This window comes from Methylobacterium iners, from assembly GCF_022179305.1.
GTDB classification, from domain to species: domain Bacteria; phylum Pseudomonadota; class Alphaproteobacteria; order Rhizobiales; family Beijerinckiaceae; genus Methylobacterium; species Methylobacterium iners.
Genome location: NZ_BPQP01000021.1, coordinates 26,483 through 51,501 on the forward strand (window position 1 = coordinate 26,483; position 25,019 = coordinate 51,501).

23 protein-coding genes are annotated in these 25,019 nt (G+C 71.1%); 12 read left to right on the forward strand and 11 right to left on the reverse strand.

The window, feature by feature from the left end; genetic code table 11:
- Window positions 1–51: 51 nt before the first annotated feature.
- Entirely contained in the window at window positions 52–1,026 is a 975-nt protein-coding gene (gene gnd, locus MFF55_RS07755) for a phosphogluconate dehydrogenase (NAD(+)-dependent, decarboxylating) (protein WP_238243511.1), read from the forward strand.
- 23 nt (window positions 1,027–1,049) lie between these two features.
- Entirely contained in the window at window positions 1,050–1,784 is a 735-nt protein-coding gene (gene pgl / locus MFF55_RS07760) for a 6-phosphogluconolactonase (protein WP_238243512.1), read from the forward strand.
- Window positions 1,785–2,121: 337 nt separating this feature from the next.
- Here the strand turns inward: pgl and MFF55_RS07765 are convergent, their stop codons facing one another.
- Both MFF55_RS07765 and MFF55_RS07770 read right to left on the reverse strand, forming a co-directional pair.
- A complete protein-coding gene (locus MFF55_RS07765; protein ID WP_238243513.1) occupies window positions 2,122–3,243 on the reverse strand; it encodes a 2'-deoxycytidine 5'-triphosphate deaminase in 1,122 nt (373 codons plus the stop codon).
- Between the two features lie 72 nt (window positions 3,244–3,315).
- Complete coding sequence (locus tag MFF55_RS07770) at window positions 3,316–3,765, reverse strand: hypothetical protein (protein ID WP_238243514.1); 450 nt, start codon at window positions 3,763–3,765, stop codon at window positions 3,316–3,318.
- A gap of 156 nt (window positions 3,766–3,921) precedes the next feature.
- Here MFF55_RS07770 and apaG point away from each other — a divergent pair, with 156 nt between their 5' ends.
- Genes apaG through speG form a run of 3 tightly spaced genes read left to right on the forward strand, consistent with a single transcriptional unit; the run spans window position 3,922 to window position 6,083 of the window.
- Entirely contained in the window at window positions 3,922–4,314 is a 393-nt protein-coding gene (gene apaG, locus MFF55_RS07775; protein ID WP_238243515.1) for a Co2+/Mg2+ efflux facilitator ApaG/CorD, read from the forward strand.
- A 3-nt stretch (window positions 4,315–4,317) separates the two neighbouring features.
- A complete protein-coding gene (gene argE / locus MFF55_RS07780) occupies window positions 4,318–5,490 on the forward strand; it encodes an acetylornithine deacetylase (RefSeq protein ID WP_238243516.1) in 1,173 nt (390 codons plus the stop codon).
- Window positions 5,487–6,083: a spermidine N1-acetyltransferase gene (gene speG, locus MFF55_RS07785; RefSeq protein WP_238243517.1), complete on the forward strand. Its 597-nt coding sequence runs from the start codon at window positions 5,487–5,489 to the stop codon at window positions 6,081–6,083. The genes argE and speG overlap by 4 nt, the downstream gene beginning before the upstream one ends.
- Before the next feature lie 67 nt (window positions 6,084–6,150).
- Here the strand turns inward: speG and MFF55_RS07790 are convergent, their stop codons facing one another.
- From MFF55_RS07790 to MFF55_RS07805, 4 genes are all read right to left on the reverse strand, one after another.
- Window positions 6,151–7,269 (reverse strand): hypothetical protein, encoded by a 1,119-nt coding sequence (locus MFF55_RS07790; protein WP_238243518.1) that lies wholly within the window; start codon window positions 7,267–7,269, stop codon window positions 6,151–6,153.
- Between the two features lie 196 nt (window positions 7,270–7,465).
- On the reverse strand, window positions 7,466–8,482 hold the full coding sequence (locus tag MFF55_RS07795) for an Hsp33 family molecular chaperone (RefSeq protein ID WP_238243519.1): 1,017 nt from the start codon (window positions 8,480–8,482) through the stop codon (window positions 7,466–7,468).
- Window positions 8,483–8,785: 303 nt separating this feature from the next.
- Entirely contained in the window at window positions 8,786–9,739 is a 954-nt protein-coding gene (gene argF, locus MFF55_RS07800; RefSeq protein ID WP_238243520.1) for an ornithine carbamoyltransferase, read from the reverse strand.
- Window positions 9,740–9,782: 43 nt separating this feature from the next.
- Window positions 9,783–10,976: an aspartate aminotransferase family protein gene (locus MFF55_RS07805; protein WP_238243521.1), complete on the reverse strand. Its 1,194-nt coding sequence runs from the start codon at window positions 10,974–10,976 to the stop codon at window positions 9,783–9,785.
- Window positions 10,977–11,215: 239 nt separating this feature from the next.
- Between MFF55_RS07805 and MFF55_RS07810 the strand changes: the two genes are divergently transcribed.
- The 5 genes from MFF55_RS07810 (at window position 11,216) to MFF55_RS07830 (ending at window position 15,436) form a co-directional block, all read left to right on the forward strand.
- Window positions 11,216–11,689 (forward strand): RidA family protein, encoded by a 474-nt coding sequence (locus tag MFF55_RS07810; protein WP_238243522.1) that lies wholly within the window; start codon window positions 11,216–11,218, stop codon window positions 11,687–11,689.
- Window positions 11,686–12,438 (forward strand): glycerophosphodiester phosphodiesterase, encoded by a 753-nt coding sequence (locus tag MFF55_RS07815; RefSeq protein ID WP_238243523.1) that lies wholly within the window; start codon window positions 11,686–11,688, stop codon window positions 12,436–12,438. Before MFF55_RS07810 ends, MFF55_RS07815 begins: the two co-directional genes overlap by 4 nt.
- 123 nt (window positions 12,439–12,561) lie before the next feature.
- Entirely contained in the window at window positions 12,562–13,788 is a 1,227-nt protein-coding gene (locus MFF55_RS07820; protein WP_238243524.1) for a GNAT family N-acetyltransferase, read from the forward strand.
- Window positions 13,785–14,948: a M20 aminoacylase family protein gene (locus tag MFF55_RS07825; protein ID WP_238243525.1), complete on the forward strand. Its 1,164-nt coding sequence runs from the start codon at window positions 13,785–13,787 to the stop codon at window positions 14,946–14,948. Before MFF55_RS07820 ends, MFF55_RS07825 begins: the two co-directional genes overlap by 4 nt.
- Window positions 14,945–15,436: a glutathione peroxidase gene (locus MFF55_RS07830; RefSeq protein WP_238243526.1), complete on the forward strand. Its 492-nt coding sequence runs from the start codon at window positions 14,945–14,947 to the stop codon at window positions 15,434–15,436. Before MFF55_RS07825 ends, MFF55_RS07830 begins: the two co-directional genes overlap by 4 nt.
- Before the next feature lie 38 nt (window positions 15,437–15,474).
- Here the strand turns inward: MFF55_RS07830 and MFF55_RS07835 are convergent, their stop codons facing one another.
- Entirely contained in the window at window positions 15,475–18,177 is a 2,703-nt protein-coding gene (locus MFF55_RS07835; RefSeq protein WP_238243527.1) for a beta strand repeat-containing protein, read from the reverse strand.
- 248 nt (window positions 18,178–18,425) lie between these two features.
- Window positions 18,426–19,370, reverse strand: a complete 945-nt coding sequence (locus MFF55_RS07840; protein ID WP_238243528.1) for a cation diffusion facilitator family transporter — start codon at window positions 19,368–19,370, stop codon at window positions 18,426–18,428.
- Window positions 19,371–19,539: 169 nt separating this feature from the next.
- On the opposite strand from MFF55_RS07840, the gene MFF55_RS07845 reads away from it, so the two are divergent.
- Window positions 19,540–19,971: an HIT family protein gene (locus MFF55_RS07845; RefSeq protein ID WP_238243529.1), complete on the forward strand. Its 432-nt coding sequence runs from the start codon at window positions 19,540–19,542 to the stop codon at window positions 19,969–19,971.
- Here MFF55_RS07845 and MFF55_RS07850 read toward each other — a convergent pair whose 3' ends face one another.
- The 3 genes from MFF55_RS07850 to MFF55_RS07860 form a co-directional block, all read right to left on the reverse strand.
- Window positions 19,972–20,382 (reverse strand): PilZ domain-containing protein, encoded by a 411-nt coding sequence (locus tag MFF55_RS07850; protein WP_238243530.1) that lies wholly within the window; start codon window positions 20,380–20,382, stop codon window positions 19,972–19,974.
- A 100-nt stretch (window positions 20,383–20,482) separates the two neighbouring features.
- Window positions 20,483–20,710, reverse strand: a complete 228-nt coding sequence (locus tag MFF55_RS07855; RefSeq protein WP_238243531.1) for a hypothetical protein — start codon at window positions 20,708–20,710, stop codon at window positions 20,483–20,485.
- 66 nt (window positions 20,711–20,776) lie between these two features.
- A complete protein-coding gene (locus MFF55_RS07860) occupies window positions 20,777–22,834 on the reverse strand; it encodes an NAD(+) synthase (RefSeq protein WP_238243532.1) in 2,058 nt (685 codons plus the stop codon).
- A 298-nt stretch (window positions 22,835–23,132) separates the two neighbouring features.
- On the opposite strand from MFF55_RS07860, the gene MFF55_RS07865 reads away from it, so the two are divergent.
- On the forward strand, window positions 23,133–25,019 hold a 1,887-nt coding region (locus tag MFF55_RS07865; protein WP_283206710.1), incomplete at its 3' end, for a DNA translocase FtsK.

Here is a 25,019-nt window from a genome sequence, read left to right on the forward strand (position 1 = left end):
ATCCCTGACCCCTCCCCACAAGGGGGAGGGGAAGAGCCACGGAGAGGTTCAATGCAACTCGGCATGATCGGGCTCGGCCGGATGGGCGGCAACATCGTCCGGCGGCTTCTGCGGGGCGGGCACACGGCCGTGGTCTACGACCGCGATCCGGCGGCCGTCGAAGCCCTGGTCGCGGAGGGCGCCACCGGCGCGGCCGACCTCGCGGAGTTCGTGGAAAAGCTCGATGCGCCGCGAACCGCCTGGGTGATGCTGCCGGCCGGGGCCATCACGGAAGCGACCGTCGCCGAGCTCGGCGGCCTGATGACGTCCGACGACGTGATCATCGACGGCGGCAATTCCTTCTACAAGGACGACATCCGCCGCGCCGCGGCGCTGCGCGCGAAGGGCATCCACTACGTCGATGTCGGCACCTCCGGCGGCGTCTGGGGGATCGACCGGGGCTATTGCATGATGATCGGCGGTGAGACCGTCGCCATCGACCGGCTCGACCCGATCTTCCGCACCCTGGCGCCGGGCGAGGGCTCCATCCCCAGGACTCCCGGCCGCGAGGGCCGCGACCCGCGCGCCGAGCAGGGCTACATCCATGCGGGCCCGAGCGGGGCCGGCCACTTCGTCAAGATGGTCCATAACGGCATCGAGTACGGCCTGATGCAGGCCTATGCCGAGGGCTTCGACATCCTCAAGCACGCGGCCTCGCCCGATCTGCCCGAGGCGCACCGCTTCGAACTCAATATCGGCGACATCGCCGAGGTCTGGCGGCGGGGCAGCGTCGTGTCGTCCTGGCTCCTCGACCTCACGGCCTCGGCGCTCGCGGGCGACGAGAACCTGGAGGGTTTCTCCGGCTTCGTCGCCGATTCCGGGGAGGGCCGCTGGACCCTGAACGCGGCGATCGAGGAATCGGTGCCGGCGAACGTGCTCTCGGCCGCCCTCTACGCCCGCTTCCGCTCCCGTGAGGACGCGTCCTACGCCGACAAGCTCCTCTCGGCGATGCGCAAGGGTTTCGGCGGCCACCAGGAGCCGAAATAGCTTCAGCGAAACGGAGGTCGCTCGTGACGTTTGCCCTGCCCGAAGGCTCCGAGATCCTGCCCGATGCCGAGGCGGTCGCCCGCCGGGCCGCGGAATGCCTGATCGCTGTCTGCGCGGAGGCGCCGAACGAGCGGATCGCGATCTGCCTGTCGGGCGGCTCCAGCCCCAAGCGCCTCTACGCTCTGCTGGCCGGCCCCGAATACCTGGAGCGGGTGCCCTGGCCGCGCATCCACTGGTTCTTCGGCGACGACCGCGTGGTGCCCTGGGACGATCCCTTGAGCAACGTGCGCATGGTGCGCGAGGCCTTCGGCCACGGCGCCCCGATTCCGGCGACGCACCTGCACTTCATCCCCTCAGACCTGGGGCCGGAGGCCGGGGCCAGGGCCTATGCGGAGGCACTGCGCGCCTTCTACGGAGCCGACGAGCTTGATCCGGAACGGCCGCTCTTCGACCTCGTGCTGCTCGGCCTCGGTGAGGACGGGCACGTCGCCTCGCTGTTTCCGGGCAAGCCGGCGCTCGCCGAGCAGACGGCCTGGGCGGCGCCGGTGCCGGAGGCGGGGCTCGCGCCCTTCGTGCCGCGCATCACCCTGACCTATCCTGCCCTCGCCTCCTCGCGCCGGGCGCTGTTCCTCGTCACGGGCGAGGCCAAGCAGGACCCGCTCCGGCGCCTGTCGAAGGGCGCGCCCCTGCCGGCCGCCTGCGTCACGAGCCGCGGGGCGGTCACCTGGCTGATCGACCGGGCTGCGGCGGGGCAGTAAGCACCCACGGAGTGCTAGTGACGGCAATGACTGGTGAGGCATCGTTGGCGGAAGCGCTCGTCGTGCTCCCTCTTGTGCGAGCGACAAGAGTTGCCAAGCCGCGACGACCTTCCTGAGGTGTTTTTATTCCGCCACCTTTGTCATTCCGGGGCTGCGAAGCAGAGCCCGGAACCCAGAACCGCCAACAGTGCCTTAGCTTGCCACGTCGGCGGTTCTGGGTTCCGGGCTCGCCGGAGCCTGTCCTCGGACTGGCCGAAGGCCAGATCCGGGGGCGCCCCGGAATGACAAAGGTCGTGGGACATGGCTCGTGTCGGGCAGCTGAACTGATGAGGCGCGATCAGGCGAAGTGCTTGGAGAGCTTCAGGCCCTGCGCCTGGTAGTTCGAGCCGGCGCCGCTGCCGTAGAGGGTGGCCGGTACCTGCGCCATGCGCTCGTAGACGAGGCGGCCGACCACCTGGCCGTCCTCGAGCAGGAACGGCACGTCGCGCGAGCGGACTTCCAGCACCGCCCTGGCGCCGGCGCCGCCGGCCGCCGCGAAGCCGAAGCCCGGATCGAAGAAGCCCGCGTAATGCACGCGGAACTCGCCCACCAGCGGATCGAACGGCACCATCTCGGCGGCGTGGTCGGGCGGGACCTGCACGGCCTCCTTCGAGGCCAGGATGTAGAACTGGCCGGGATCGAGGATCAGCGCGCCCGAACCGTCGGAGGCCAGGGGCTCCCAGAAATCGGCGGTGCGGTGGGCGCCCGGCGCGTCGACATCCACGAGGCCGGTGTGCCGCTTGGCCCGGTAGCCGATCAGCCCGTCGAAGCCGGCGAGATCGACCGAGACGGCGAGGCCGCCCTGGAACGAGGGCGAGGCCGCGTCGACGAGCGGCGAGCGGGCATGCAGCGCGGCGAGCTCCGCCTCGCGCAGGCGTACCTCGCCGCGGCGGAAGCGGATCTGCGAGAGCCGCGAGCCGGTCCGGACCCGGACGGGAAAGGTGCGGGGCGAGATCTCGGCGTAGAGCGGGCCCTCGTAGCCCGCCTCGACCTGGTCGAAGGCCCCGCCCCGATCGGTGATGACGCGGGTGAACACGTCGATGCGCCCCGTCGAGCTCTTCGGGTTGGCGCCCGCGCTGAGCCCCCCCGGCAGGGCCAGGCTCTCCTGGAGTTCGGCGATGTAGACGCAGCCGGTTTCCAGCACCGCGCTAGCGCTGAGGTCGATCTCGTGCAGGCCGAAGGCCGCGATGCAATCGGCGACGGACCGGGTGCCCGGCAGGAAGCTGGTGCGGACGCGGTAGGCCCTCGCGCCGAGGCGCAGGTCCAGGCTCGCCGGCTGGATCTGATCGGGCGCGTAGGGGCTCGCCGGCCGAATGATTCCGGCCCGCGTCAGGGCCGCGATGCCCTCGGCCGAGAGGATGCCGTCGGCGGCCGACGCGCCCTCGGGCCCGTCCGGTCCAGGCTTCGTGCTTACGTCCAAGGCCACATCCTCATCTCGTCCAGGCCGCCGCGGAGCACCCTCCCCCGGGAGCGGCTAAGGTGCCGTTAAGCGTCAGGTCTCGTCGGCCTCCGCCTGCTCCTCCGCCCGCAGCACTATGCGTGCGAGCGCCAGGCGAGCGACCGCGCCCATGCCGACGAGGCCGGAGAGCAGCGTCGCCAGGATCGGGAAGCCGTCCGGCCAGGCAAGGAGGGCGACCGCGAAGAGGGCCGCGCCGATCCCTCCGCCCGGTCCGAGCCCGAGAACGAGGGATCGCAGACCCGCGATGCGCAGAGGCAGTCCGCGGCGGGCGACGGCGCGGACTGCCATGAGGCTCAGGGCTTCCAGAACCAGCACGAGGCCGAGCGCCACGGCCGCCCAACCGTTCAGCGAGGGGTCGCGCCAGGCGAAGGCGCCTGCGACGAGGCCGAGCGCCAGAATTGCGGCCAGCCGCAGCGTCCCGGCCGGCAGGGCATCGCGGACGATGCGGGGGACGCCCGGCCGTGGCAAGGTCCGGTCGACCATGCGATTCCAGTCTCCTCTCGCGTCCCGCCCCTAAGGGCTTTGCCACGATTGACGCGGTTTTCGCGCGCCAGTACCACGGCGCTTCGCTCCTGTCGCGCGAAGCGTCGCATGGCGCGCAGAGCGGACGGCGCCGGCTAGGGAGGCTTTGACGCGACGATGTACAAGGCTCAGACGCGCGGCATCAGCGTGACCGTCCAGCCCCGCTTCGTCGAGGAGGAATCCTCGCCCAGCGAGAGCCGCTACTTCTTCGCCTACACGGTCGAGATCGTGAACAACGGCTCCGAGCAGGTCCAGCTCCGCTCGCGCCACTGGCGGATCATCGACGGGCGCGGCGCCTGCCAGGAGGTTCGCGGCGCGGGCGTCGTCGGCAAGCAGCCCGTGCTCGAGCCCGGCGAGTCGTTCAGCTACACCAGCGGCTGCCCGCTCACGACGCCCGACGGCCTGATGGCCGGCAGCTACACCATGGCGACCAACGCGGGCGAGAGCTTCGAGGCCGAGATCCCGGCCTTCTCGCTCGATTCGCCCCACGTCCGGCGGAGCCTCCACTAGGCCGTGCCGGGACATGACGGGCCTGCGGCGGCGCTCGACCTGCTGGCCCGGCTCGTCGCCTTCGACACCCAGAGCGAGAAGCCGAACCTCGACCTGATCGACTTCGTCGCCGGCTATCTCGAAGGCCTCGGCGTGCCCTCGATCCGCATCCCCAACGAGGCGGGCGACAAGGCGGCGCTCTTCGCGACGATCGGTCCGGCCATCGACGGCGGCATCGTGCTGTCCGGCCACACCGACGTGGTGCCCGTGACCGACCAGGCCTGGACCTCGGACCCCTTCACGCTTCGCGTCGCCGATGGACGCGCCTACGGGCGCGGCGCCGTCGACATGAAGGGGTTCTGCGCCCTGGTGCTCGCCGCCGTGCCGGAGATGCTGGCGGCGGACTTGAGGCGCCCGCTGCACATCCTCCTCTCCTACGACGAGGAGACCACGTGCCTGGGCGTCGCCGACACCATCGCCCGCTTCGGGCGGGACCTGCCGAGGCCCGGCGCGGTCATCGTCGGCGAGCCGACGGAGCTCGAGGTCGCCGACGCCCACAAGAGCATCGTCACCTATCACACCACCGTGCACGGCCACGAGGCGCATTCGGCGAAGCCCGGGTTAGGGGCCAATGCCGTGATGGCCGCGGCCGAGCTCGTAGCCGAGCTCAACCGCATCGCCGACGCGATGATCGCCCGGGGCGACGCCTCGGGCCGCTTCGATCCCCCCTCGACGACGGTGCATGTCGGTACGATCCAGGGCGGCACGGCCCGCAACATCGTCCCGAAGCTCTGCACCTTTCATTGGGAGTTCCGGGGCCTGCCCGATCTCGACAGCGCCGAGATCCCGGCCCTGTTCGCGGCGGCGACGGAGCGGGTCACCCGCGAGCGACTCAACCGCTACGGGCCCTACGGCCGCATCGAGACGATCGAGGAGGTCTCGGTGCCCGGCCTCGCGCCCGAGCCTGGCTCGGAGGCCGAGCGCCTGGCGCTCAGGGTCGCCGGTCGCAACCGCACGATCTCCGTGCCCTACGCCACCGAGGCCGGGCGCTTCCAGGTCGCCGGCATCCCGACCGTGGTCTGCGGTCCGGGCTCCATCGACCAGGCGCACCAGCCCGACGAGTTCATCACCCTGGAGGCACTGTCGGCCGGCGGGGCCTTCCTGCGCCGCCTCATCGCGGAGTGCGCCCGGCCATGACCGGAGCCAGGAGCGTCCCTCCCGCCCGAACCATCGCTGCCGACGGCCCGGTCAAGCTGCGGCCGCTGGAGCGCGAGGACCTGCTCTTCGTCCATCAGCTCAACAACAACGACAGCATCATGCGCTACTGGTTCGAGGAGGCCTACGAGTCCTTCGCCGAACTCGCGCAGCTCTACGAGCGCAACATCCACAACCAGACGGAGCGGCGCTTCATCATCGCCAATGCGGAGGGCGCGCCGGCCGGCCTCGTCGAGCTCGTGGAGATCAACCACCTGCACCGGCGCTGCGAGTTCCAGATCGCGATCCACCCCGCCTTCCAGGGCCAGGGCTACGCCCCGCGGGCGACCCGGATCGCCATGGACTATGCCTTCAGCGTGCTCAACATCCACAAGCTCTACCTGCATGTCGACCGGGACAACGCCCGGGCCGTGCGCATCTACGAGCGCTGCGGCTTCGAGCCCGAGGGCATCCTCAAGGACGAGTTCTTCGTGAACGGCCGCTACCGCGACGCGGTCCGCATGTGCCTGTTCCAGCCGGCATACCTGGCCCGCCGCGGCGGCGGCGACATCGCCGAGCCTGTGCTGAAGACCTGAATTCCGTCCGAAACGACGAAAGGGGCGGCCGAGCGGCCGCCCCTTCCTCGTCTGCGAGCAAGCCCGCTCAGTTGCGGCCGCCGCCTGCCGCCGCACCGCCGGAGGCGCCGCCGCTCATGCCGCCGCGCTCACCGCCGCCGGACCGGCCGGAGTTCGTGCCGACGTTGCGGGTGCCCTCGCCCATGCCGCCGCGCTCGCCACCCTGGCTGCCGCGCTCGGCGCCACCGCGATCACCGCCGCGGTCGGCGGCGTTGCGGATGCCCGAGGACTCGGTGCCACGCTCGTTGCGGTTGGCCTCGTTGCGGCTGCCCTCGCCGCGGAAGCCGCGCTCGTTGCGCCCCTCCTCGCGACTGACGCTGCGCTCCTCGGACCGCGCGTTGACGCTGCCGCGCTCGGTGCGCTCGCGCCGCTCGCTGAAGCCGGCGTTGACGGTGCCGCCGCGACGCTCGGTCGTCGTCACCGACAGGCGACGATACTCGGGCGAGCCGTAGATCACGCGCTGGCCGCGGATCGTCACGTAGCGCTGGCCGCCCTCGCGGACGGTGACGAGACGACGGTACTCGGGGGAGCCGTAGATCACCCGCTTGCCGCGGATGGTGACGTAGCGCTTGCGCCCGCCCTCGGCGTAGCGCTCGCCGCCGCCGCGGCGCTCGACCACGACGAGGCGACGATACTCGGGCGAGCCGTAGACGACGCGCTGGCCGCGGATCGTCACGGTACGGCCGGACCTGCCGCCCTCGAAGCGCTCCGAGCGGACATCGGTGCGGCTCTCGCTGACGCGTCCGCGGGTCTCGCGGCTGGACACGTCGCGCGACTCGCTCCGGCTGCTGCGCTCGGCCCGGTTGCCCTCGCGCTCGGCGCCCGCGTCCTCACGGCCGCCGCGCCGCTCGGCGCGATCCTCGCCACCCTGGCGCGCGCCGCGGTCTGCGCTCTCGCGGCCGGCGGTCTGGCCCTGGGCCGCGCCCTCGCCGCGTCCGCCCGAGCGCTGGCCGGCCTGCTCGCCACCGCCACCCCGGCTTGCGCCCATCTGCCCGCCGGCGGCGTCGCCGCCCCGGCTCGTTCCCATTTGACCGCCGCTGCTTCCGCCCGCACCGCCGGACGCTCCGGCGCCTGCACCGCCCGCGCCCTGGGCATAGACGGATGTCGTCATCAGCAAAGCGGCTAGGCCGATCGCGTACTTCTTCATCGACGTTCCTCCAATGTGATTGCAGGCTTCGAAACGTCGAAGGTTGGCAAACGGTTTCAAAAGGATTTTTGCTTAAATCCCACCTCGGCTTCAACTACTCCGTGCGGGCTGAAAGTTGCGCGCAAGCTGCCGGTGGGGCCGACGCGCTGGCGAAGACATCTGCAATCTTTGCTCGTCGGGGCTGCGCCGACCAGATTTACTGCTCAGCTTCGGCCGCGATCTGCGCTTCCACCTCGGCCGGATCGAGATCGTAGCGGCGCGAGCAGAACTCGCAGGTGATGCCGATGCGCCCGTCATCGGCGACCATGTCGCGGCGCTCGGCCTCGGAGAAGGAGCGGATCATGCCCATCACCCGCTCCGGCGAGCAGCGGCACTGCTCGTGCACGGGTTGCGCCTCGAACACGCGCACGCCGCGCTCGTGGAACAGGCGGTAGAGCAGGCGTTCGCTCGACACGGCCGGGTCGACGAGCTCGTGGTCCTCCACCGTCGCGACGAGGGAGCGCGCCTCGACCCAGGCATCGTCCTCCGGGACGCGGCCAGGCTCCAGGTGGACGTGCCCTTCCGGGATGTCCCCGGGCGGCAGGTCGGCGAGGCGGGCGCGGTCGAGGGATTGGGGCAGGAACTGAACCAGGAGGCCGCCCGCCCGGTAGGCGGCGGCGCCCTCCGCGAATTGCTCGGCCACGGCGAGGCGGACCTGGGTCGGGATCTGCTCCGACTGCCGGAAGTACTGGTGGGCCGCCTCCTCCAGGCTCTGTCCCTCCAGCGCGACCACGCCCTGGTAACGGCTGCGCTCCGAGCCCTGGTCGATCGTCATGGCGAGGTGGCCCTGCCCGATGAGGTCGGGTGCCCTCAAGGGGGCGTCTCCCAAGGCCTTGACCCGGCCCGCATCGAAGCGCGCGGTGGCGCGCAGGCGGTCGGGCGCCTCGAAATCGACCACGATCATCTCGACCGGGCCGTCGGTCTTGGTCTGGAGCTGGAAGCGGCCCTCGAATTTCAGCGAGGAGCCGAGCAGCACCGTGAGCGCCGCGGCCTCGCCGACGAGCCGCGCGACCGGGTCCGGGTAGCCGTGCCGCCGCAGGATCGTGTCGACGCTGGGCCCGAGCCGGACGACGCGGCCGCGCACGTCGAGGGCCTCCACGGAGAAGGGCAGCACGGCGTCGTCGTCGCCCTCGATCGTCGGGCCGGCGGATGGGATGTCTTGTCCGGAGCTCATGGCTTCTCCGCTGGTCTTGGCGGGCAGGTGGGTAGGGGCGGCGCCGATGGCCGTCGTGCTTGCCAATCCGCTCTGTCGTTCCGGGGCTGCCCCGGACCCCGCCTTTGGCCAGTCCAAGGATAAACTCCGCAGAGCCCGGAGCCCAGAAACACCGGCGCCGGCCTATTCTGCCCGACCTATGGTTCTGGGTTCTAGGCTCGCCTGCAGCGCCCCGGAACGGCAAACGCGAGGGCTATCGAGAGGAACACGGCACCACGTCGCTTCAGCCCATATGGGAACCCGATCGCGTCTTCGCGATGGTTCTCAGGCCCCTTCAGCCCCCAGGCACCACGCCAAGATCCCCTTCTGCGCGTGCAGGCGGTTCTCGGCCTCGTCGAACACCACCGATTGCGGGCCGTCCATGACCTCGGCCGTGACCTCCTCGCCGCGATGGGCGGGCAGGCAGTGCATGAACAGCGCGTCGCCCTTGGCCGCCGCCATCAGCTTGGCGTCGACCCGGTAGGGCGAGAGCAGGTTGTGGCGGTGCCCCTCGTCCTCGTCGCCCATGGAGACCCAGCAATCGGTGACGACGGCGTCCGCCCCGTCCACCGCCTCGTAGGGATCGGTGGTGACATTGATCCGCGCGCCCTCTTCCTTGGCCCAGGCCAGGAGCGAGGGCGGCGCCGCGAGCTGGGGCGGCGCGGCGATGTTGAGGGTGAAGTCGAACCGCGCCGCCGCGTGCGCCCAAGAGGCGAGCACGTTGTTGGCATCGCCCGACCAGGCAACCGTCCGGCCCCGGATCGACCCGCGATGCTCCTCGAAGGTGAGCACGTCGGCCATGATCTGGCAGGGGTGCGAGACCTTGGTCAGCGCGTTGATCACGGGCACCTCGGCATGCTCGGCGAGTTCGAGCATGAGGTCGTGATCGAGGATGCGGATCATGATCGCATCGACGTAGCGCGAGAGCACGCGGGCGGTGTCGCCCACCGTCTCGCCGCGGCCGAGCTGCATCTCGCTTCCCGTCAGCATCAGGGTCTCTCCGCCGAGCTCGCGCATGGCGACGTCGAAGGAGACGCGGGTGCGGGTCGAGGGCCGGTCGAAGACCATGCCGAGGAACTTTCCCGCGAGCGGGCGCTCCGTGGCCGGCACGCCCTTGCGGCGGCCGCGCTTCATCGCCGCGCTGGCGTCGAGCATGCCGCGCAGCTGCGCGCTGGAGAAATCCTTGAGGTCGAGGAAGTGCCGGGTCCCGTTCGCGGTCCCGTTGTGGGTGGAAGTCATCGGTCCGTTCTTTATCTCAAACCCGCTCGTCGCGCTTGGCGCCTCACTCCGCCGCCCGGCGCATCCCCGACGCGAATCGTGAGGCGGCGGCCTCCAGGCGCTCGATGGCCGCGCCCACCTCGGCCTCCGTCACGATGAGCGGAGGCAGGAGCCGGGCCACGTTGTCGCCGGCGGGGATCAGGAGGAGGTGCTCGGCCCGTGCGGCGGCCACGAAATCCGTGTTCGGGACCCGCAGCTTGAGGCCGATCAGGAGGCCCGCCCCGCGGACATCCTCGAAGATGTCGGGATAGCGGTCCTTCAACCCGGCGAGGCGCTGCTTCAGGACGAGCCCGATCCGCTGGACGTGATCGAGGAAGCCCTCGGCCAGCACCACGTCGAGGACGGCGTTGCCCACCGCCATGGCGAGCGGATTGCCGCCGAAGGTGGTGCCGTGCGAGCCGGCGGTCATGCCCCGGGCCGCCTCGCGGGTCGCGAGGCAGACGCCGAGCGGGAAGCCGCCGCCGATCCCCTTGGCCGCGCTCAGGATGTCGGGAGCCATGCCGGCCCATTCGTGGGCGAAGAGCTGGCCCGTGCGCCCGACCCCGGTCTGGACCTCGTCCATGATGAGGAGGAGGCCGCGCTCGTCGCAGAGCGCGCGCAGGCCCCGCAGGCATTGCGGCGGCACCGAGCGGATGCCGCCCTCCCCCTGGATCGGCTCGATCATCAGGGCCGCGGTCTCGGGCCCGATCGCGGCCAGCAGCGCCTCGTGGTCGCCGAAGGGCACCTGGTCGAATCCGTCGACCTTGGGCCCGAAGCCCTCGATGTACTTCTGCTGGCCCCCGGCAGCCAGCGTCGCCAGGGTCCGCCCGTGGAAGGCGCCCTCGAAGGTGACGATGCGGTAGCGCTCCGGCTGGCCGGCGGCCGCATGGTACTTGCGCGCGATCTTGATCGCCGCCTCGTTCGCCTCGGCGCCCGAGTTGCAGAAGAAGGCGACGTCGGCGAAGCTCGCGTCGACGAGCCGCTGCCCGAGCCGCTCGCCCTCCGGGATCTGGAACAGGTTCGAGGTGTGCCAGAGCTTTTGCGCCTGGCTCGTCAGCGCCTCGACGAGGTGCGGATGGGCGTGGCCGAGCGCGTTGACGGCGATGCCGGCGCCGAAATCGAGGTAGCGCTCGCCGCTTTCCGCCACGAGCCAGGCGCCTTCGCCGCGCTCGAAGGCGAGCGGCGCGCGGGCATAGGTCGGCAGAAGCGCGGATGTCACGGGTCCGGTCTCCGTCTCCCGCGGACACGCGAGGCGCGGCCGCTCCAAATGACAATGCCGCCTCGGGAGGGGCGGCACGGGCGCGATTACTAGGGAAGTACCCGGTTCTGTCAATCACGGGGCGAGTTCCCGCAGCCGGAGCGTTCCCGAAAGCCGGCTATGTTCCTCGATGCCTTGCCTAGCGCCAGACGCCTGTGCTCTCAGACCGCCGACGCAACGGATTCGGGTGGGGTCGCGGGATGAGCACGGTCAAGGAACGTCTGGCGGCCCTCGGGCTCACGCTGCCGAAGGCAGCGGCGCCGGTCGCGAACTACGTGCCCTTCGTGCGCTCGGGCAACCTCGTGGTCGTCTCCGGACAGCTCTGCCTCGGCCCGGACGGCAAGCTCGATCCCGCCCATATCGGCAAGCTCGGCGCCGAGGTCTCGCCGGAGGCGGGAATCGCGGCGGCGCGCCTGTGCGGGCTCAACGTGCTGGCCCAGGTCGAGGCGGCCGTGGGCGACCTCGACCGGGGCGTCGTGCAATGCGTCCGACTCGGCGGCTTCATCAACGCCGTCCCGAGCTTCGCCGGCCTTGCGCCCATCATGAACGGCGCCTCCGACCTCATGGTCGCGGTGCTGGGTGATCGCGGCCGCCACGCCCGCGCGACCGTCGGCGTCGCCGAGCTGCCCCTCGACGCCGCGGTCGAGGTCGAGGCGATCTTCGAGGTCCGATGAGCCTCAACGCTCCCGCCTGGCTTGCCGCCCGGCCGATCGCCCACCGGGGGCTCCACGACCGCGCGGCCGGGCTGCCGGAGAACACGATCGCGGCGGCGCAGGCCGCGATCGACGGCGGCTACGGCATCGAGTGCGACGTCCAGATGAGCGCCGACGGCGAGGCGATGGTGTTCCACGACGAGGCGCTGGGCCGCCTGACCGCGGCCACGGAGCCGGTCTCCGCGCGTCGCGCCGCCGATCTCGAGGCGCTTCCGGTCGCGGGCACGGGCGAGCGCATCCCGAGCCTGCCCGCCTTTCTCGCCGCGATCGCGGGGCGCACGCCCCTGATCGTCGAGATCAAGTCGCGCCACGCCGGCGATCTCGGTCTCGCTCGCCGCGTCGCCGAGATCGCCCGCGCCTATGACGGTCCGCTGGCGGTGAAGTCGTTCGATCCGGACATCGTGGCGGCCTTCCGGGACCTGGCGCCGGCGATCCCGCGGGGCATCGTCGCCGAGACCACGCAGGACGATCCCGTCTACGCCGGCATGACGGCCACCCGGCGCCGCGCGCTCGCCAACCTGCTCCACCTCGAGGAGACCCGGCCCGACTTCCTGTCCTGGCGCGTCGGCGACCTGCCGAACGCGCCGACCTATCTCTGCCGCCTGCTCGCGGGCATGCCGGTGATGACCTGGACCGTGCGGGACGAGGCGCAGCGGTCGGTCGCGGATCAGCACGCGGACCAGATGGTCTTCGAGGGGTTCCGGCCGTGACCGCGGGAAACGAGGGCGGACCTTTCACCTCCGGCTCGCACGCCTGACACGCGATTGGGCTGCGACGGCGCGTTCGGCCAGGACCCGCTTGCCCGCCCACCCCGCGGGGCTAGATTGCCTCGCATGGAGACACCCGCCCCGGCGGCCTCGGCCGCGAGCGAATTGCAGGTGCGCGCGGTCGCGGGTCTCGGCGGGATCGCGGCCGCGGATTGGGATGCCTGCGCCACCTCGCCGGAAACGCTCGCGGCCGGCGACGAGACCTACAACCCCTTCGTCTCCCACGCCTTCCTGTCGGCGCTGGAGGAATCCGGCTGCGTCTCGCGCCGCACCGGCTGGCTGCCGCTGCATGTCGCGGTCGAGACTGGGGGGCGGCTCGTCGGCGTGGCGCCCTGCTACCTGAAATCGCACAGCCAGGGCGAGTACGTGTTTGATCACGGCTGGGCCGACGCCTACGAGCGGGCCGGCGGCAGCTACTACCCCAAGCTCCAGGTCAGCGTGCCCTTCACGCCGGTGACGGGACCGCGTTTCCTGATCGCGCCCGGGCAGGACGCGGAGGCCGCTACCGCGGCCATCGTCGGGGGCCTCCGGGCCCTGCGCGCCGAGACCGAGGCCTCCTCCATCCACGTCACCTTCATGCGGGAACGGGAGTCGACGCGCGCCGGCGCCCTCGGCTTCCTCGAGCGCGTCGACCAGCAGTTCCACTGGGAGAACGCCGGCTATGCCGGCTTCGAGGATTTCCTGGGCGCGCTGGCCTCGCGCAAGCGCAAGGCGATCCGCCGCGAGCGTCGCGACGCGCTGAGCGCCGGCATCACCATCGAGCATCTCACGGGCGCCGACCTCACCGAGGCCGTCTGGGACGCCTTCTACGGCTTCTACGTCGACACCGGCGCCCGCAAATGGGGCCGCCCCTACCTGAACCGCCGGTTCTTCTCGCTGATCGGCGAGCGGATGCCCGACCGCATCCTTCTCGTGATGGCCAAGCGCGAGGGGCGCTACATCGCCGGCGCCATCAACCTGATCGGCGACGTCGCCCTCTACGGGCGCAACTGGGGCTGCACCGAGGACCATCCGTTCCTGCATTTCGAGGTCTGCTATTACCAGGCGATCGATTTCGCGATCCAACGCGGGCTGAAGCGGGTCGAGGCCGGCGCCCAGGGCGAGCACAAGCTTGCGCGCGGCTACCGGCCGGTGCTGATGCATTCCGCCCATGACATCGCGGATCTTGGATTGCGCCGCGCGGTGGCCGATTATCTCGCCCGCGAGCGCCAGCACGTCATCGCGGCGTCCGGGGAGCTGGGCACGCTGGCGCCATTCCGGCGCGGCGGGACGGAAGAGGAGGAGCCGACGTGAGCCCGGTTGATCGCATCGCGGCCTATGCCGACGAGCTCGTGGCCCTTCGCCGCGACCTGCACGCCCATCCCGAGATCGGATTCGAGGAGGTGCGGACCTCCGGCATCGTCGCCGGCCTCCTGGAGAGCTTCGGCGTCACGGTCCATCGCGGCCTCGGCGGCACCGGGCTCGTCGGCGTCCTGGAGGGACGTTCGGCCAATGGCCGCCGCGTCGGCTTGCGCGCCGACATGGATGCGCTGCCGATCGAGGAGGCGACGAACCTTCCCTATCGCTCGACGGTGCCGGGGACGATGCATGCCTGCGGCCATGACGGGCACACGACGATGCTGGTCGGCGCTGCGCGCTACCTCGCCGAGACCCGCGACTTCGACGGCACCGCCCTGTTCATCTTCCAGCCGGCGGAAGAAGGGTTAGGGGGCGCCCGCGCCATGATCGCCGACGGACTCTTCGAGCGGTTTCCCTGCGACGAGCTCTACGCCATCCACAACGCGCCGCACGGGCCCTTCGGCCGCTTCCACGTCCGGCCCGGGCCGGCGATGGCCGCGGCCGACTTCTTCGACATCCGGATCACCGGGCGCGGTGCGCATGCCGCCCAGCCGAACCGGGGCATCGACCCGATCCTCGTGGCGAGCGCGCTCGCTCAAGGCATGCAGTCGATCGTCTCGCGCAACGCCGACCCGCTGAAGGCGGCCGTGGTCTCGATCACGCAGATCCACGCCGGCGCGGCCTACAACGTCATCCCGGAGAGCGCGCATCTCGCCGGGACCGTGCGCACCTTCGACGCGGAAGTGCGGGTCATGATCGGGGAGCGCATCCGGGCCCTCGCGGCGGGGCTCGCCGCCGCCTACGGGGCGCAGATCGACGTCGAGATCCGCGACGTGTTCTCGGTCCTGAACAACAGCCCGGCCCAGGCCGCGGCGGCCGCGGAGGTGGCGACCGAGCTGTTCGGGCCTGAGAACGTCGATGCCGACGCGACGCCCCGCATGGGCAGCGAGGATTTCGCCGACATGGTCGCGCGGGTGCCCGGCGCCTATGCCTGGATCGGCGGCACGCCCGGGCCCGGGCTGCACAACGCGGCCTTCGACTTCGACGACCGCATCATCCCGCTCGGCAGTGCCTTCCTCGCGCGCATCGTCGAGCGGCGCACAGGCGCGTCATGAGCCTTCTCGACCTCGCGCCGAGAAGCGCCGACGGCGCGCCCTACCCCCTGGCCCAGCACCGCGGCAAGGTTCTCCTCATCGTCAATACGGCCTCCCGATGCGGGTTCACGCCGCAATACGAGGGGCTGGAGGCGCTCTGGCGCAGGCACCGCGAGGCGGGCCTCGTGGTGATCGGGTTTCCCTGCAACCAGTTCGGCGGCCAGGAGCCGGGGGACGAGGCCGAGATCGCCCGCTTCTGCAGCCTGACCTACGACGTCAGCTTCCCCCTGCTCGCGAAGGTCGAGGTGAACGGCGCGGGCGCCGATCCGGTCTTCGCCCATCTCAAGCACGAGAAGCCGGGCCTGTTCGGCACCGGCGCGATCAAGTGGAACTTCACGAAGTTCCTCGTCGGCCGCGACGGGCGGGTGATCGGCCGCTACCCGCCGCAGACCAAGCCCGCCGACATCGAGAACGCCGTCGTGGCCGCGCTCGCCGAGGCCCCGCCCTGAGATCGCGGCTATGACCGGGCTCGCAGGGCGGGGCACCATCAGCCGACGGTTCCGGCCCCGAGGGTTCCGTCACCGAAGGTGAGGCGGCCCTCGTAGAGGCCGAATTGCAGGTAGTGGGTCATGGGATCGATGCCCGCCGCCCGCACGTCCGAGTAGGCGGCGAGGTAGGCCGAGCTGTCGAAGCCGGCGGAGGGGTCGCGACCCTCGCGGAAGCCGAACTGGGTGTAGTGCGTCAGCGGGTTCACGCCGGCCGCGGCGACGTCGGTGTAGCGGGCCAGGTAGGCGTCGGTGTCGAAGATCGCGTTGGCGTCCCGGCCTTCCCGCGCGCCGAAGTTGGTGAAGTGGTCGCGGGCGAAGGCGAAGCCGTCGCCGCCCGCCGTGATGGCGGCGCGCGCCACGTCGGGGTTGGAGAGCAGGTAGAACTCGGCGTCGAAGCCGCGGGCTGACCCGATCTCGCTGGATCGTCCGATCGCGGCGTTGATGGCGCGGCCCTCGGCCTGGCCGAACTCGAGGTAGTGGGCGAGCGGGTTGACGTTGGCTGCGCGCACGTCGGCGTTGCGGGCGAGGTAGCCCTGCGTGTCGAAGGCCGCCCCCGGATCGCGGCCCTCGCGGAAGCCGAACCCCTCGTAGTGGGTGAGCGGGTTGAGGCCGGCGGCGCGCACGTCCGGGTTGGCGGCGAGGTAGCCGGTGGTGGAGAAGAAGGCGTTCGGATCGCGGCCCTCGCGGAAGCCGAACTCGGCGTAGTGCGCATCGGCATCCCGACCGGAGGCCGCCACATCCGGGTTGCGGCTGAGGTAGAACAGGTCGTCAACCAGAGGCTGACCGTCCGCATTGTCGATCTTCGCAACGCTCGGCGCGGCCGCATCGACCGCCAGCAGGTTGCCTGCCGCATCCGCGATGCTGGAGCCACTGGCGACAAGGGTTAGGTTCAGGCTCCCGTTACCCGAACCCATTGCCACATCGACCCGGGCATGCGTCGCATCCAGCGGCGTCAGGCCGAGAATGCGCGCGCCCGCGATTGCGCCGGCCGTGGCAAGCCGGAAATCACCGGCGTCGAGACCGGTGACGCCCTCAGACAGCGCGACCTCGAACCCGACGACGTTTGCCGCCGTGGTGAGCGGGCCCATGGGGGCGATGGTCGCCGTCGGCGCAACCGTGTCCACGGCGAGAAGGCCCGCCGGGTTCGCGGCGGCGCCCGCCAGCACCGCGTCGTTGCCCGCGCCGTCGCGCAGGACCGCATTGCCGAGGATGAGCCCGGTCACCGCGAGATCGCCGCTGTTCTGCCCGGACTGGACGGTATGGGCGAAGGTCAGGGTCGCTGAGCCCGACCCGGAGACGTAGGTGGCCGTGCCGCCGTCGTTCAGGGTGAGGCTCGCGCCCGAGCCTGCGACCGTGATTACCTCGCTGAAGCCCAGCGCGAAGGTCACGGTCTCGCCGGCCCGCAAGGTGCCGTCGTTGGCGCCGTAGGAGGTCGAGACCACGGCCGGCGCACGGGTATCGGCCACTACGGCGTTGCCCCTGACACCGGCCGTGTTGCCGGCCGCATCGGTGATCCCGAGGCTGCTGGTGACGGGACCGTCGAACCCGGACAGGTCGACGGCGAAGCTGCCGTTGGCAGCCACGGCGGCCGAGCGCGTCAGCGTTCCATCGGTGAAGGTCGCGGAGGCCGAGGCGTCGGCGTCGAGGCCCGCCACGGTGAAGGCGACGCTGCCGGCTTCCGCCGCATTGATCACGCTGTCGGCCGTTCCCGACACGCCGAGTGTCGCCGCAGGGGTGCCATCCGCGGTGGGATCGATCTGAATTCCGATGCCCGCGACGGTCGCGGTGTTGGCGTGGATGTCGGTGATGAGCAGGCTGCTCGCGACGCTGCCCTCGAAGCCGGACAGGTCGATGCTGTAGGTGCCGTTGCCGCCCGTCAGCGCGACGTCCCGGCTGCCCCCACTGCCGGTGAAGCGTGCCGTGGCGGTCAGCACGTCCGCGTCGAGTCCTGCAACGGTGAAGGCGACGCTCCGGGCCTCTCTCGCGTTGACCACGCCGTCGGCCGTCGCGTCGACGGCGAGGCCGGCATCGTTGCCGGCATCGGCGGTGGTGTCGATCAGGATGTTCCGCGTCGCTTGGGCGGCAGGATTGCCCGCCTGGTCGGCGACGTTGATGGAGAGAGCGTAGAGCCCGTCCGGAACCGACTGGAACGCGGCACCGAAGGCGTTGGTCGCGCGGGCGCTGATCGTGGCGATGCCGTCCCCGACGGGGTTGTTGGGGAAGACGTTGACGGGGCGGGGAATAGTGATCCCGGTCCCGGCGAGGCCGAACGTGGCGGTCAGTCCGATCCCGCCCTCAACCCCGCTCGTCACCACGTTGAGGTCGAAGCGGCTGCCGCGAACCGCAGCGTTGATGACGTCGGCGCCGGTCGCAGGATCGATCGGCAGGTTGACGTTGCCCACATCACTCAGACGCACGAGCGGGATTGTCGGAGCCGTGGTGTCGAGCCTGAATGTCACGGTCGCCGGCATGTTCGTGCTGTCGGTCGCGGTGAGGGAGTAGGAGCCGTTGGCCAGGCTCGATGGAACGAAGCTGAAGGTGCCTGAGCCATTGGCCACCGCCGACCCGAGCAGGGTTCCGCCGTTGCGAATGGCCACCTGTCCGTTCGGGGTCGCCCCCGTGCCGCCGAGCGCCGCGTTGCTCGTCACGCGGTCCGATCCGCTCGCTCCGGTGTCGATGGCGAGCTGCAGAGTAATGGCCATGTCTCGGATCCTGAAGGCGGCGGTAAGGGCCCGGACGATCGACCGGCGGCCTGTGAATGGGCGGATGACGACGGATTTGAACGCGATGCGCCGACGCCGTTTGTGCGGCGTCCTCGCAGGTCGTCGGCATGCCGGCGATGATTCGGTCGATTAGGGACGGATTGCGGCGCGGTTGGGTAAGCTCTGCCGTGCAACCCTGAAGTAACGTTTATCGGGGCGACCGACGCGGCATCGTGCCGCCGACCGCCTCAGGCCGAGGGTGCGGCGGCCTGAACCTCGATGAACACCCGCGTCACGTGCGGCTCACGCGCGGTCAGCCGAGCCTCCATCCGGGCCACCATGCGTTCGATCTCGCCGGCCGAGAGCGCGTCGTCCATGTCGAGGCTGACATTGACCAGGATGTCGGCGGGGCCGAGATGCTGGGTGAGCACCGCGTTGACCGCGTGCACGCCGGGTTCGGCGCGTATCGCGGCCTGGATCGCCGCGACGATCTCCGGGTCGGCGGCCTCGCCGATCAGGAGCCCGTGAGTCTCGATCATGAGAAAGCCGGCCATGCCGATCAGGATCAGGCCGATCACGATCGAGGACCAGCCATCCAGGACGGGCATCTCGAGGAGGTGGGCCAGGACCACGCCGGCGAGCGCCACGATGAGGCCGAGCAGAGCGGCGACATCCTCCACCAGGACGGTGAACAGGGCCGGGTCCTTGCTGCGCCGGATCGCGGTCAGCGGCGTGCGATCGCCCTTCTCGGCCCAGAAGGCCTTCATCGCGACGTAGCAGGACAGGCCCTCGGCCGTGACCGCGAAGCCGAGGATGGCGAGGTTGATCCAGAGCCCGGGAATGGCATGGCCGGCGATCACCGCGTCGGTCGTCGGCTCCGGATGCCCGATCTTGTGGATGCCCTCGTAGATCGCGAAGGCGCCGCCGCCGAGGAAGATGAACAGCGCCACGATGAAGGCGTAGAAATAGATCTCGCGCCCGTAGCCGAAGGGATGGCGCGCGTCGGCCGGGCGCCTGGCGCGCCGCATCCCGACGAGGAGCAGGATCTGGTTGGCCGTGTCGACGAGGGAATGCACGCCCTCCGCCAGCATCGCCGAACTGCCCGTGAGGAAGGCGCCCACGAATTTCGCGCCCGCGATGGCGAGATTGGCGCCGGCCGCCGTGTAGATGGCGCTGCTGCTCTCGTGAGCCATGCGGGTTTCGCGATCCTGGTCGGGCCTGCGCCTCCCGGGACCGGTCCCGGATCAAGGCGTTGCCGATGCCGGCTCAACGCCCCGGGACAAACGCGGGTTCTGAGACGGTGGACGCGGGGCCCCCTGCCATGATTGGCTGACCCTCGACCCCGAGCCGGAGCCCGCCGCCATGTCGCCCGCCTACGACCCCGACAACATCTTCGCCAAGATCCTGCGAGGCGAGATCCCGGCCGCGAAGGTCTACGAGGATGCCGAGACGCTGGCCTTCCTCGACGTGATGCCGCAGGCGCAAGGCCATACCCTGGTGATCCCCAAGAGCCCGTCGCGCGGCCTGCTCGACGCGGAGCCCGCCGCCCTGGCGCCGCTCATGGCGACGGTGCAGCGCGTCGCCCGCGCGGTGAAGGACGCCTTCGCCGCGGACGGGGTCACGATCCTGCAATACAACGAGCCTGCCGGCGGGCAGACCGTGTTCCACCTGCACGTCCACGTGATCCCCCGGCACGAGGGCGTCGCGCTGACGCGTCACGCGGGCGGCATGGCCGACGGGGCGCGGCTCGAGGCCGATGCGGAGCGAATCCGCGCGGCGTTGACGGCCGCCTGATCAGGCGGCGCTGGCCGGTTGCGAGAGGTTCGCGACGACTTTGCGCAGGGCGGCGTTCTCGACCTCCAGCTCGGTGATGCGCCGAACCAGGGCGAGCATCGAGGCGGTCTCGTTCTCGGGCGTCGTGGGAGCCGACGTCGCGACCGGCGAGATCGCCGCACCCTCCTCCACGAAGGTGATGCCGATGCCGTCGCTGCGCCGCCAGCGCAGGCTTGAGCGGTAGCTACGATCCTTCATGGGAATGTAGAGCTCGAACACCTCCGGCAGGGCCGCCGTCTGAGTCAGGTCGAGGCGCGCGCCGGACGAGGACATGTCCCGCACGAGGCAGTCCATGCTCGACGCGCCGTTGTTGAAGACGATGCGGCCCTTGAGGAACGTCCTCTGGCGCGTTTCCCTGCGATTGTCCGACATGAGGCCGGTCTCCGGCTCCGTTCCGTTGGGATTTCGGACAGATTGCACGAGGGCCCTTAAGGAATGATCGACGCGATGCGCGAGGCTCGCGCCTTCCCGGTCAGGCGAAGCGAGGGTCCACGGTCTGGAACAGGTAGAAGCCGTTGAAGCGCACGCCGGTTTCCGCGGCGCGCCCGTCGAAATCGATCGGGGCCGCCTGCGCGTCCTCAAGCTTGCCGTTATAGGTCCAGCGGCCGCCATCGACGAAGGCGGGCACCGCGCAACTCTCCGGCACGGCGCAGCAGAGGCCGGTCACGCTCTTGAGACAGAACAGGTTGTAGCTTCGCATCGGTCCACCTCCGCTTGGCCGCCCTGGGACGAGGCTTAAGGGCACAATCGGACGGGACTTTGACGCTCAGGTTTCGGGCACGTTGCGGTCGAGCTCGTCGAGCCAGGCCCGGGCGCTCCCGTCGGAGGGCGCGCGCCAATCGCCCCGCGGCGACAGGGAGCCGCCCGCCGAGACCTTCGGGCCGTTCGGCAGGGCCGAGCGCTTGAACTGGCTGAAGCCGAAGAAGCGCGTGAGGAACACGCTGAGCCAGGAGCGGATCTCGGGCAGGCCGTAGGCGCGCCGCTTGGCGTCGGGAAAGTCGGGCGGCCATTCGCCGGCATCGGTGTCGCCCCAGGCGTGCAGCGCCATGAAGGCGATCTTCGAGGGCTTGAACCCGTAGCGCAGGGTGTAGAACAGGTTGAAGTCTTGGAGCGCGTAGGGGCCGATCTTGGCCTCCGTGCTCTGCGGGTCGCCGCCCTCCTCCACGGGCACCAGCTCGGGCGAGATCTCGGTATCGAGGATCGCCTGCAGGATGCGCCCGACCTCCGGCGCGAACTGGCCCGAGCCGATCACCCAGCGGATCAGGTGCTGGATCAGCGTCTTGGGTACACCGGCATTGACGCCGTAATGGCTCATCTGGTCGCCGACGCCGTAGGTGCACCAGCCGAGCGCCAGCTCCGAGAGGTCGCCGGTGCCGATCACGATGGCGCCGTTCTGGTTGGCGAGGCGGAACAGGTAGTCGGTGCGCAGGCCCGCCTGCACGTTCTCGAAGGTGACGTCGTAGACCGGCTCGCCCCGGCCGAAGGGATGGCCCATGTCGGCGAGCATCTGGCGGGCCGCCGGACGGATGTCGATCTCGGCCGCGCTGACGCCGAGCGCCTTCATCAAGGCGTGCGCGTTGGCCTTGGTGGTGCCCGAGGTGGCGAAGCCCGGCAGCGTGTAGGCCAGGATGTTCCTGCGCGGCAGGCCGAGGCTGTCCAGCGCCTTGGCCGCGACGATGAGCGCGTGGGTCGAATCGAGGCCGCCCGAGACGCCGATCACCACCTTCGACACGCCGGCGCCGGCAAGCCGCCGGGCGAGCCCCGCGACCTGGATGTTGTAGGATTCGTAGCAATCCTGCGCGAGTCGGTCCCGGTCGGCGGGCACGAAGGGGAAGCGCTCGACCCGCCGCATCAGGCCGAGATCGTCGGCCGGCGCGCCCGCGGCGAAGGCGACGCGCCGGTAGGCCTTGCTCCGCGACCGGGCATTGTCGTCGAAGCTGCCGGTCTGAAGCCGGTCCTGCCGGATCCGGTCGAGGTCGATATCGGCGAGCGTCACCACGGGCTCGGGCGCGAAGCGCGGGCCTTCGGCCAGCCTGACGCCGGTCTCGTCGATGCTGGTCTGGCCGTCCCAGGAGAGGTCGGTGGTGGATTCGCCGAGGCCCGCGGCGGCATAGACATAGGCGCAGAGGCAGCGGGCGGAGGCCGCCCGCGAGAGCAATTCGCGCGAATCCGCCCGTCCCACGGTGATCGGGCTGCCTGAGAGGTTGGCGATGACCGTGGCGCCGGCGAGCGCCGCATCCGCCCCGGGCGGAGCCGGCACCCAGAGGTCCTCGCAGATCTCGATCCCGAGGACGAAGCCCTCGAGGTCGGCGGCGGCGAAGAGGAGGTCGGTGCCGAAGGGCGCCTCGAGTCCGCCGACCCGGATCGTCTCGCCCGTGAGGCCGAGGCCCGAGGCGAAGTGGCGCTTCTCGTAGAACTCCCGGTAGTTCGGCAGGTAGCTCTTGGGCACCACGCCGAGCAGGGCGCCCCGGTGGATGGCCAGCGCGCAATTGTAGAGCCGGTTGCCGAAATGGAGCGGGGCCCCGACGACGAGGAGGGGCCGCAGCCCGGCCGAGGCCGCGACGATCTTCTCGACGGCCGCCTCGACGGCCTCGATCACCGTCGCCTGCAGCAGCAGGTCCTCGATGGCGTAGGCGGAGACACAGAGCTCCGGATACACCGCCAGCACCGCGCCCGCGGCGTCGCAGCGGGCGGCCAGGGCGATGACCTCGTCGGCATTCGCCGCCGGGTCGGCGGGCTGGCTGCGCCCGGTGCAGGCCGCCACCCGGGCAAAGCCGTGGCTGTAGAGCGAGCGGAAGTTCGAGCGGTCGACGGGTCGGGCCAAGCGGCGGGCCTCCTCGGGGAGCGTTGGGCCGTCCCATCGGCGGGCGGCGGCGCGTCCTGCCTGGAATTCTAGGGCCCGGGTTGGTTACCTCCAAGGGCGCGCGATTCAAGCGTCTGTTAACGACGATGGGCCTAACTGGTGACGGACCCCGCCACCCCGGGCGGCGGCCTTGTTTCGAGTTCATCCGGCAATCATGCGCGCATCGGGACGGCCTCCCTATTCTCATCGCGATCCTTCCAGACCGAGCCGGGGCGGCGACCGCCTCGGGCTCTCGCTCGGTGCCCTCGCGCATCGGCTGATGTCCCTGCGGACCAGCCTGACGCGTCGGCTGGCCGGGCCGCCGCCGCGGGCGGGCCAGATGGCCCCGCGCCAGACCTGGCTCACCGACCCGCACACCATCCTGCGCGAGGGCGGCGGGACCGCGATGCCGCGGCGCCCAGGCCCGGCCCATCCGGTCCAGACATCAGCAGTCCAGGGTTGGCCGGATCACGTCTTCGACGACAGGGCGAGCCTCGATCGTCTCCCCGGCGCGCTCGGCGAGAGCCGCATCGACCTGAAGGCTTCGAGCCCCGGCGTGCTGATCCGCCAGCCCCGCCGCCCGGCCGCGATCGCGCCGGAGCCTGGGCAGACCCGCCCCGTCGCGGATCCGGCTGCGCCGTCCGTGCGCTACACCCGGACGCCGGACCCGGTCCTGCACGAGCGCCGCCAGCGCGCGCTGGATGCCGAGCGCCTCGCGCAAGCCGAGGCCGAGGCCTTGCGCGAGCTGCAGAGGCTCGCAGCCGAGGAGACGGAGGCGCTTCGCCAAGAGTCTCTGCGCCAAGAGGTCCTGCGTCAGGAGGCCATGCGGCAGGAGGCGTCGTGCGCCGAGGCGGCCGCCCCGTCCTCGTCCCGCCACCAGCCCTTCGTGATGCCGCCGGACGTGCGCTTCTTTCGCAGCCCCGACCGCCGTCCGGCCCCCGCAGCCGCGCCGCGCCCCGCCGCGCCCGCGCCGCACGCGCCTGCCGATGCACCCGACTGGGCGCAGGTGCCGGATTGGTCGGACCTGCGCTCCTGGTTCGACGGGCGGGACTGGCCCGCCCTCGAGGCCTGGTCCGCGATCCAGGACGAGTCGAGGGCGCCGACCGCGCAGGCGGCCGCTCCCCTGGTGACGGCTCCAATGCCTGCGACGCCGATCGCGTCGATCGTGGCGAGTCCGGTCCCCGCGGCCGTGCCGCACCTCGCCGCCGTGCCGCCCGCGCCCATCTACGTCCTCGATCGCCTGATGCGCTTCGAGCCGGCGCGGGTCCCCTCCCCTGCCGACGGTCAGGACAACGCGGCGCTGACGCATCGTCCCCCGGCCCCGGGCTTCGCGGGCCTGCCGCCGACGCTCGGCGCCATGGCGGCCAGGGCCGCGATCCGGCAAGGCCGAGCGCGGCCCCAGGCTCCCTCCGTCGCGCTGCCGGCGGAGCCCGCCATCGTGGCCTTCGTCGCGCCGCCGGTCTCCGCTCCGGTCCCTGCGCCCGTCGCGCCTCCTGCGCCCGCCCCGGCACCGGTCGCGATCCCGCCCCGGCCCGTCCTGCTGCGCACGCCCAAGGCCGTCCTTCCGATGCCGGAGGAGGCGGACGAGGTCGATGCGATCGCGCTCGATGAAATAGTCGAGGTGGAGCCCGATGAGCCTGAGGCTCCCGTGCCGTCGCCCGTCGTCGTGACCGCGCCGGTCCAGCGCGTCGTCATGCCGGAGCCCCGCGCCACCCTGATCCCGGCCGGCCGGCACGTGCCGATGGCGGCCTTCGAGAACGCCGATTACGAGCATCCCTCGCTCGAACTCCTGGCGGAGCCCGCCGAGAGCGGGGCGGAGGAGGTCGATTCCGACGTCCTCGAGCAGAACGCCCTCAACCTGCAGCAGACGGTCCAGGATTTCGGCGTGCGCGGCGACATCCTCGCCGTGCGGCCGGGCCCCGTGGTGACCCTCTACGAGCTCGAGCCCGCGCCGGGCACCAAGTCCAGCCGCGTCATCGGCCTCTCGGACGACATCGCGCGGTCCATGTCCGCCGTCTCCGCCCGCGTGGCGGTGGTGCCCGGCCGCAACGTCATCGGCATCGAGCTCCCCAACGAGACCCGCGAGACCGTGTACCTGCGCGAGCTGCTGGCCTCCGCCGATTTCGGCACGAGCAAGCACAAGCTCGCGCTGTGCCTGGGCAAGAAC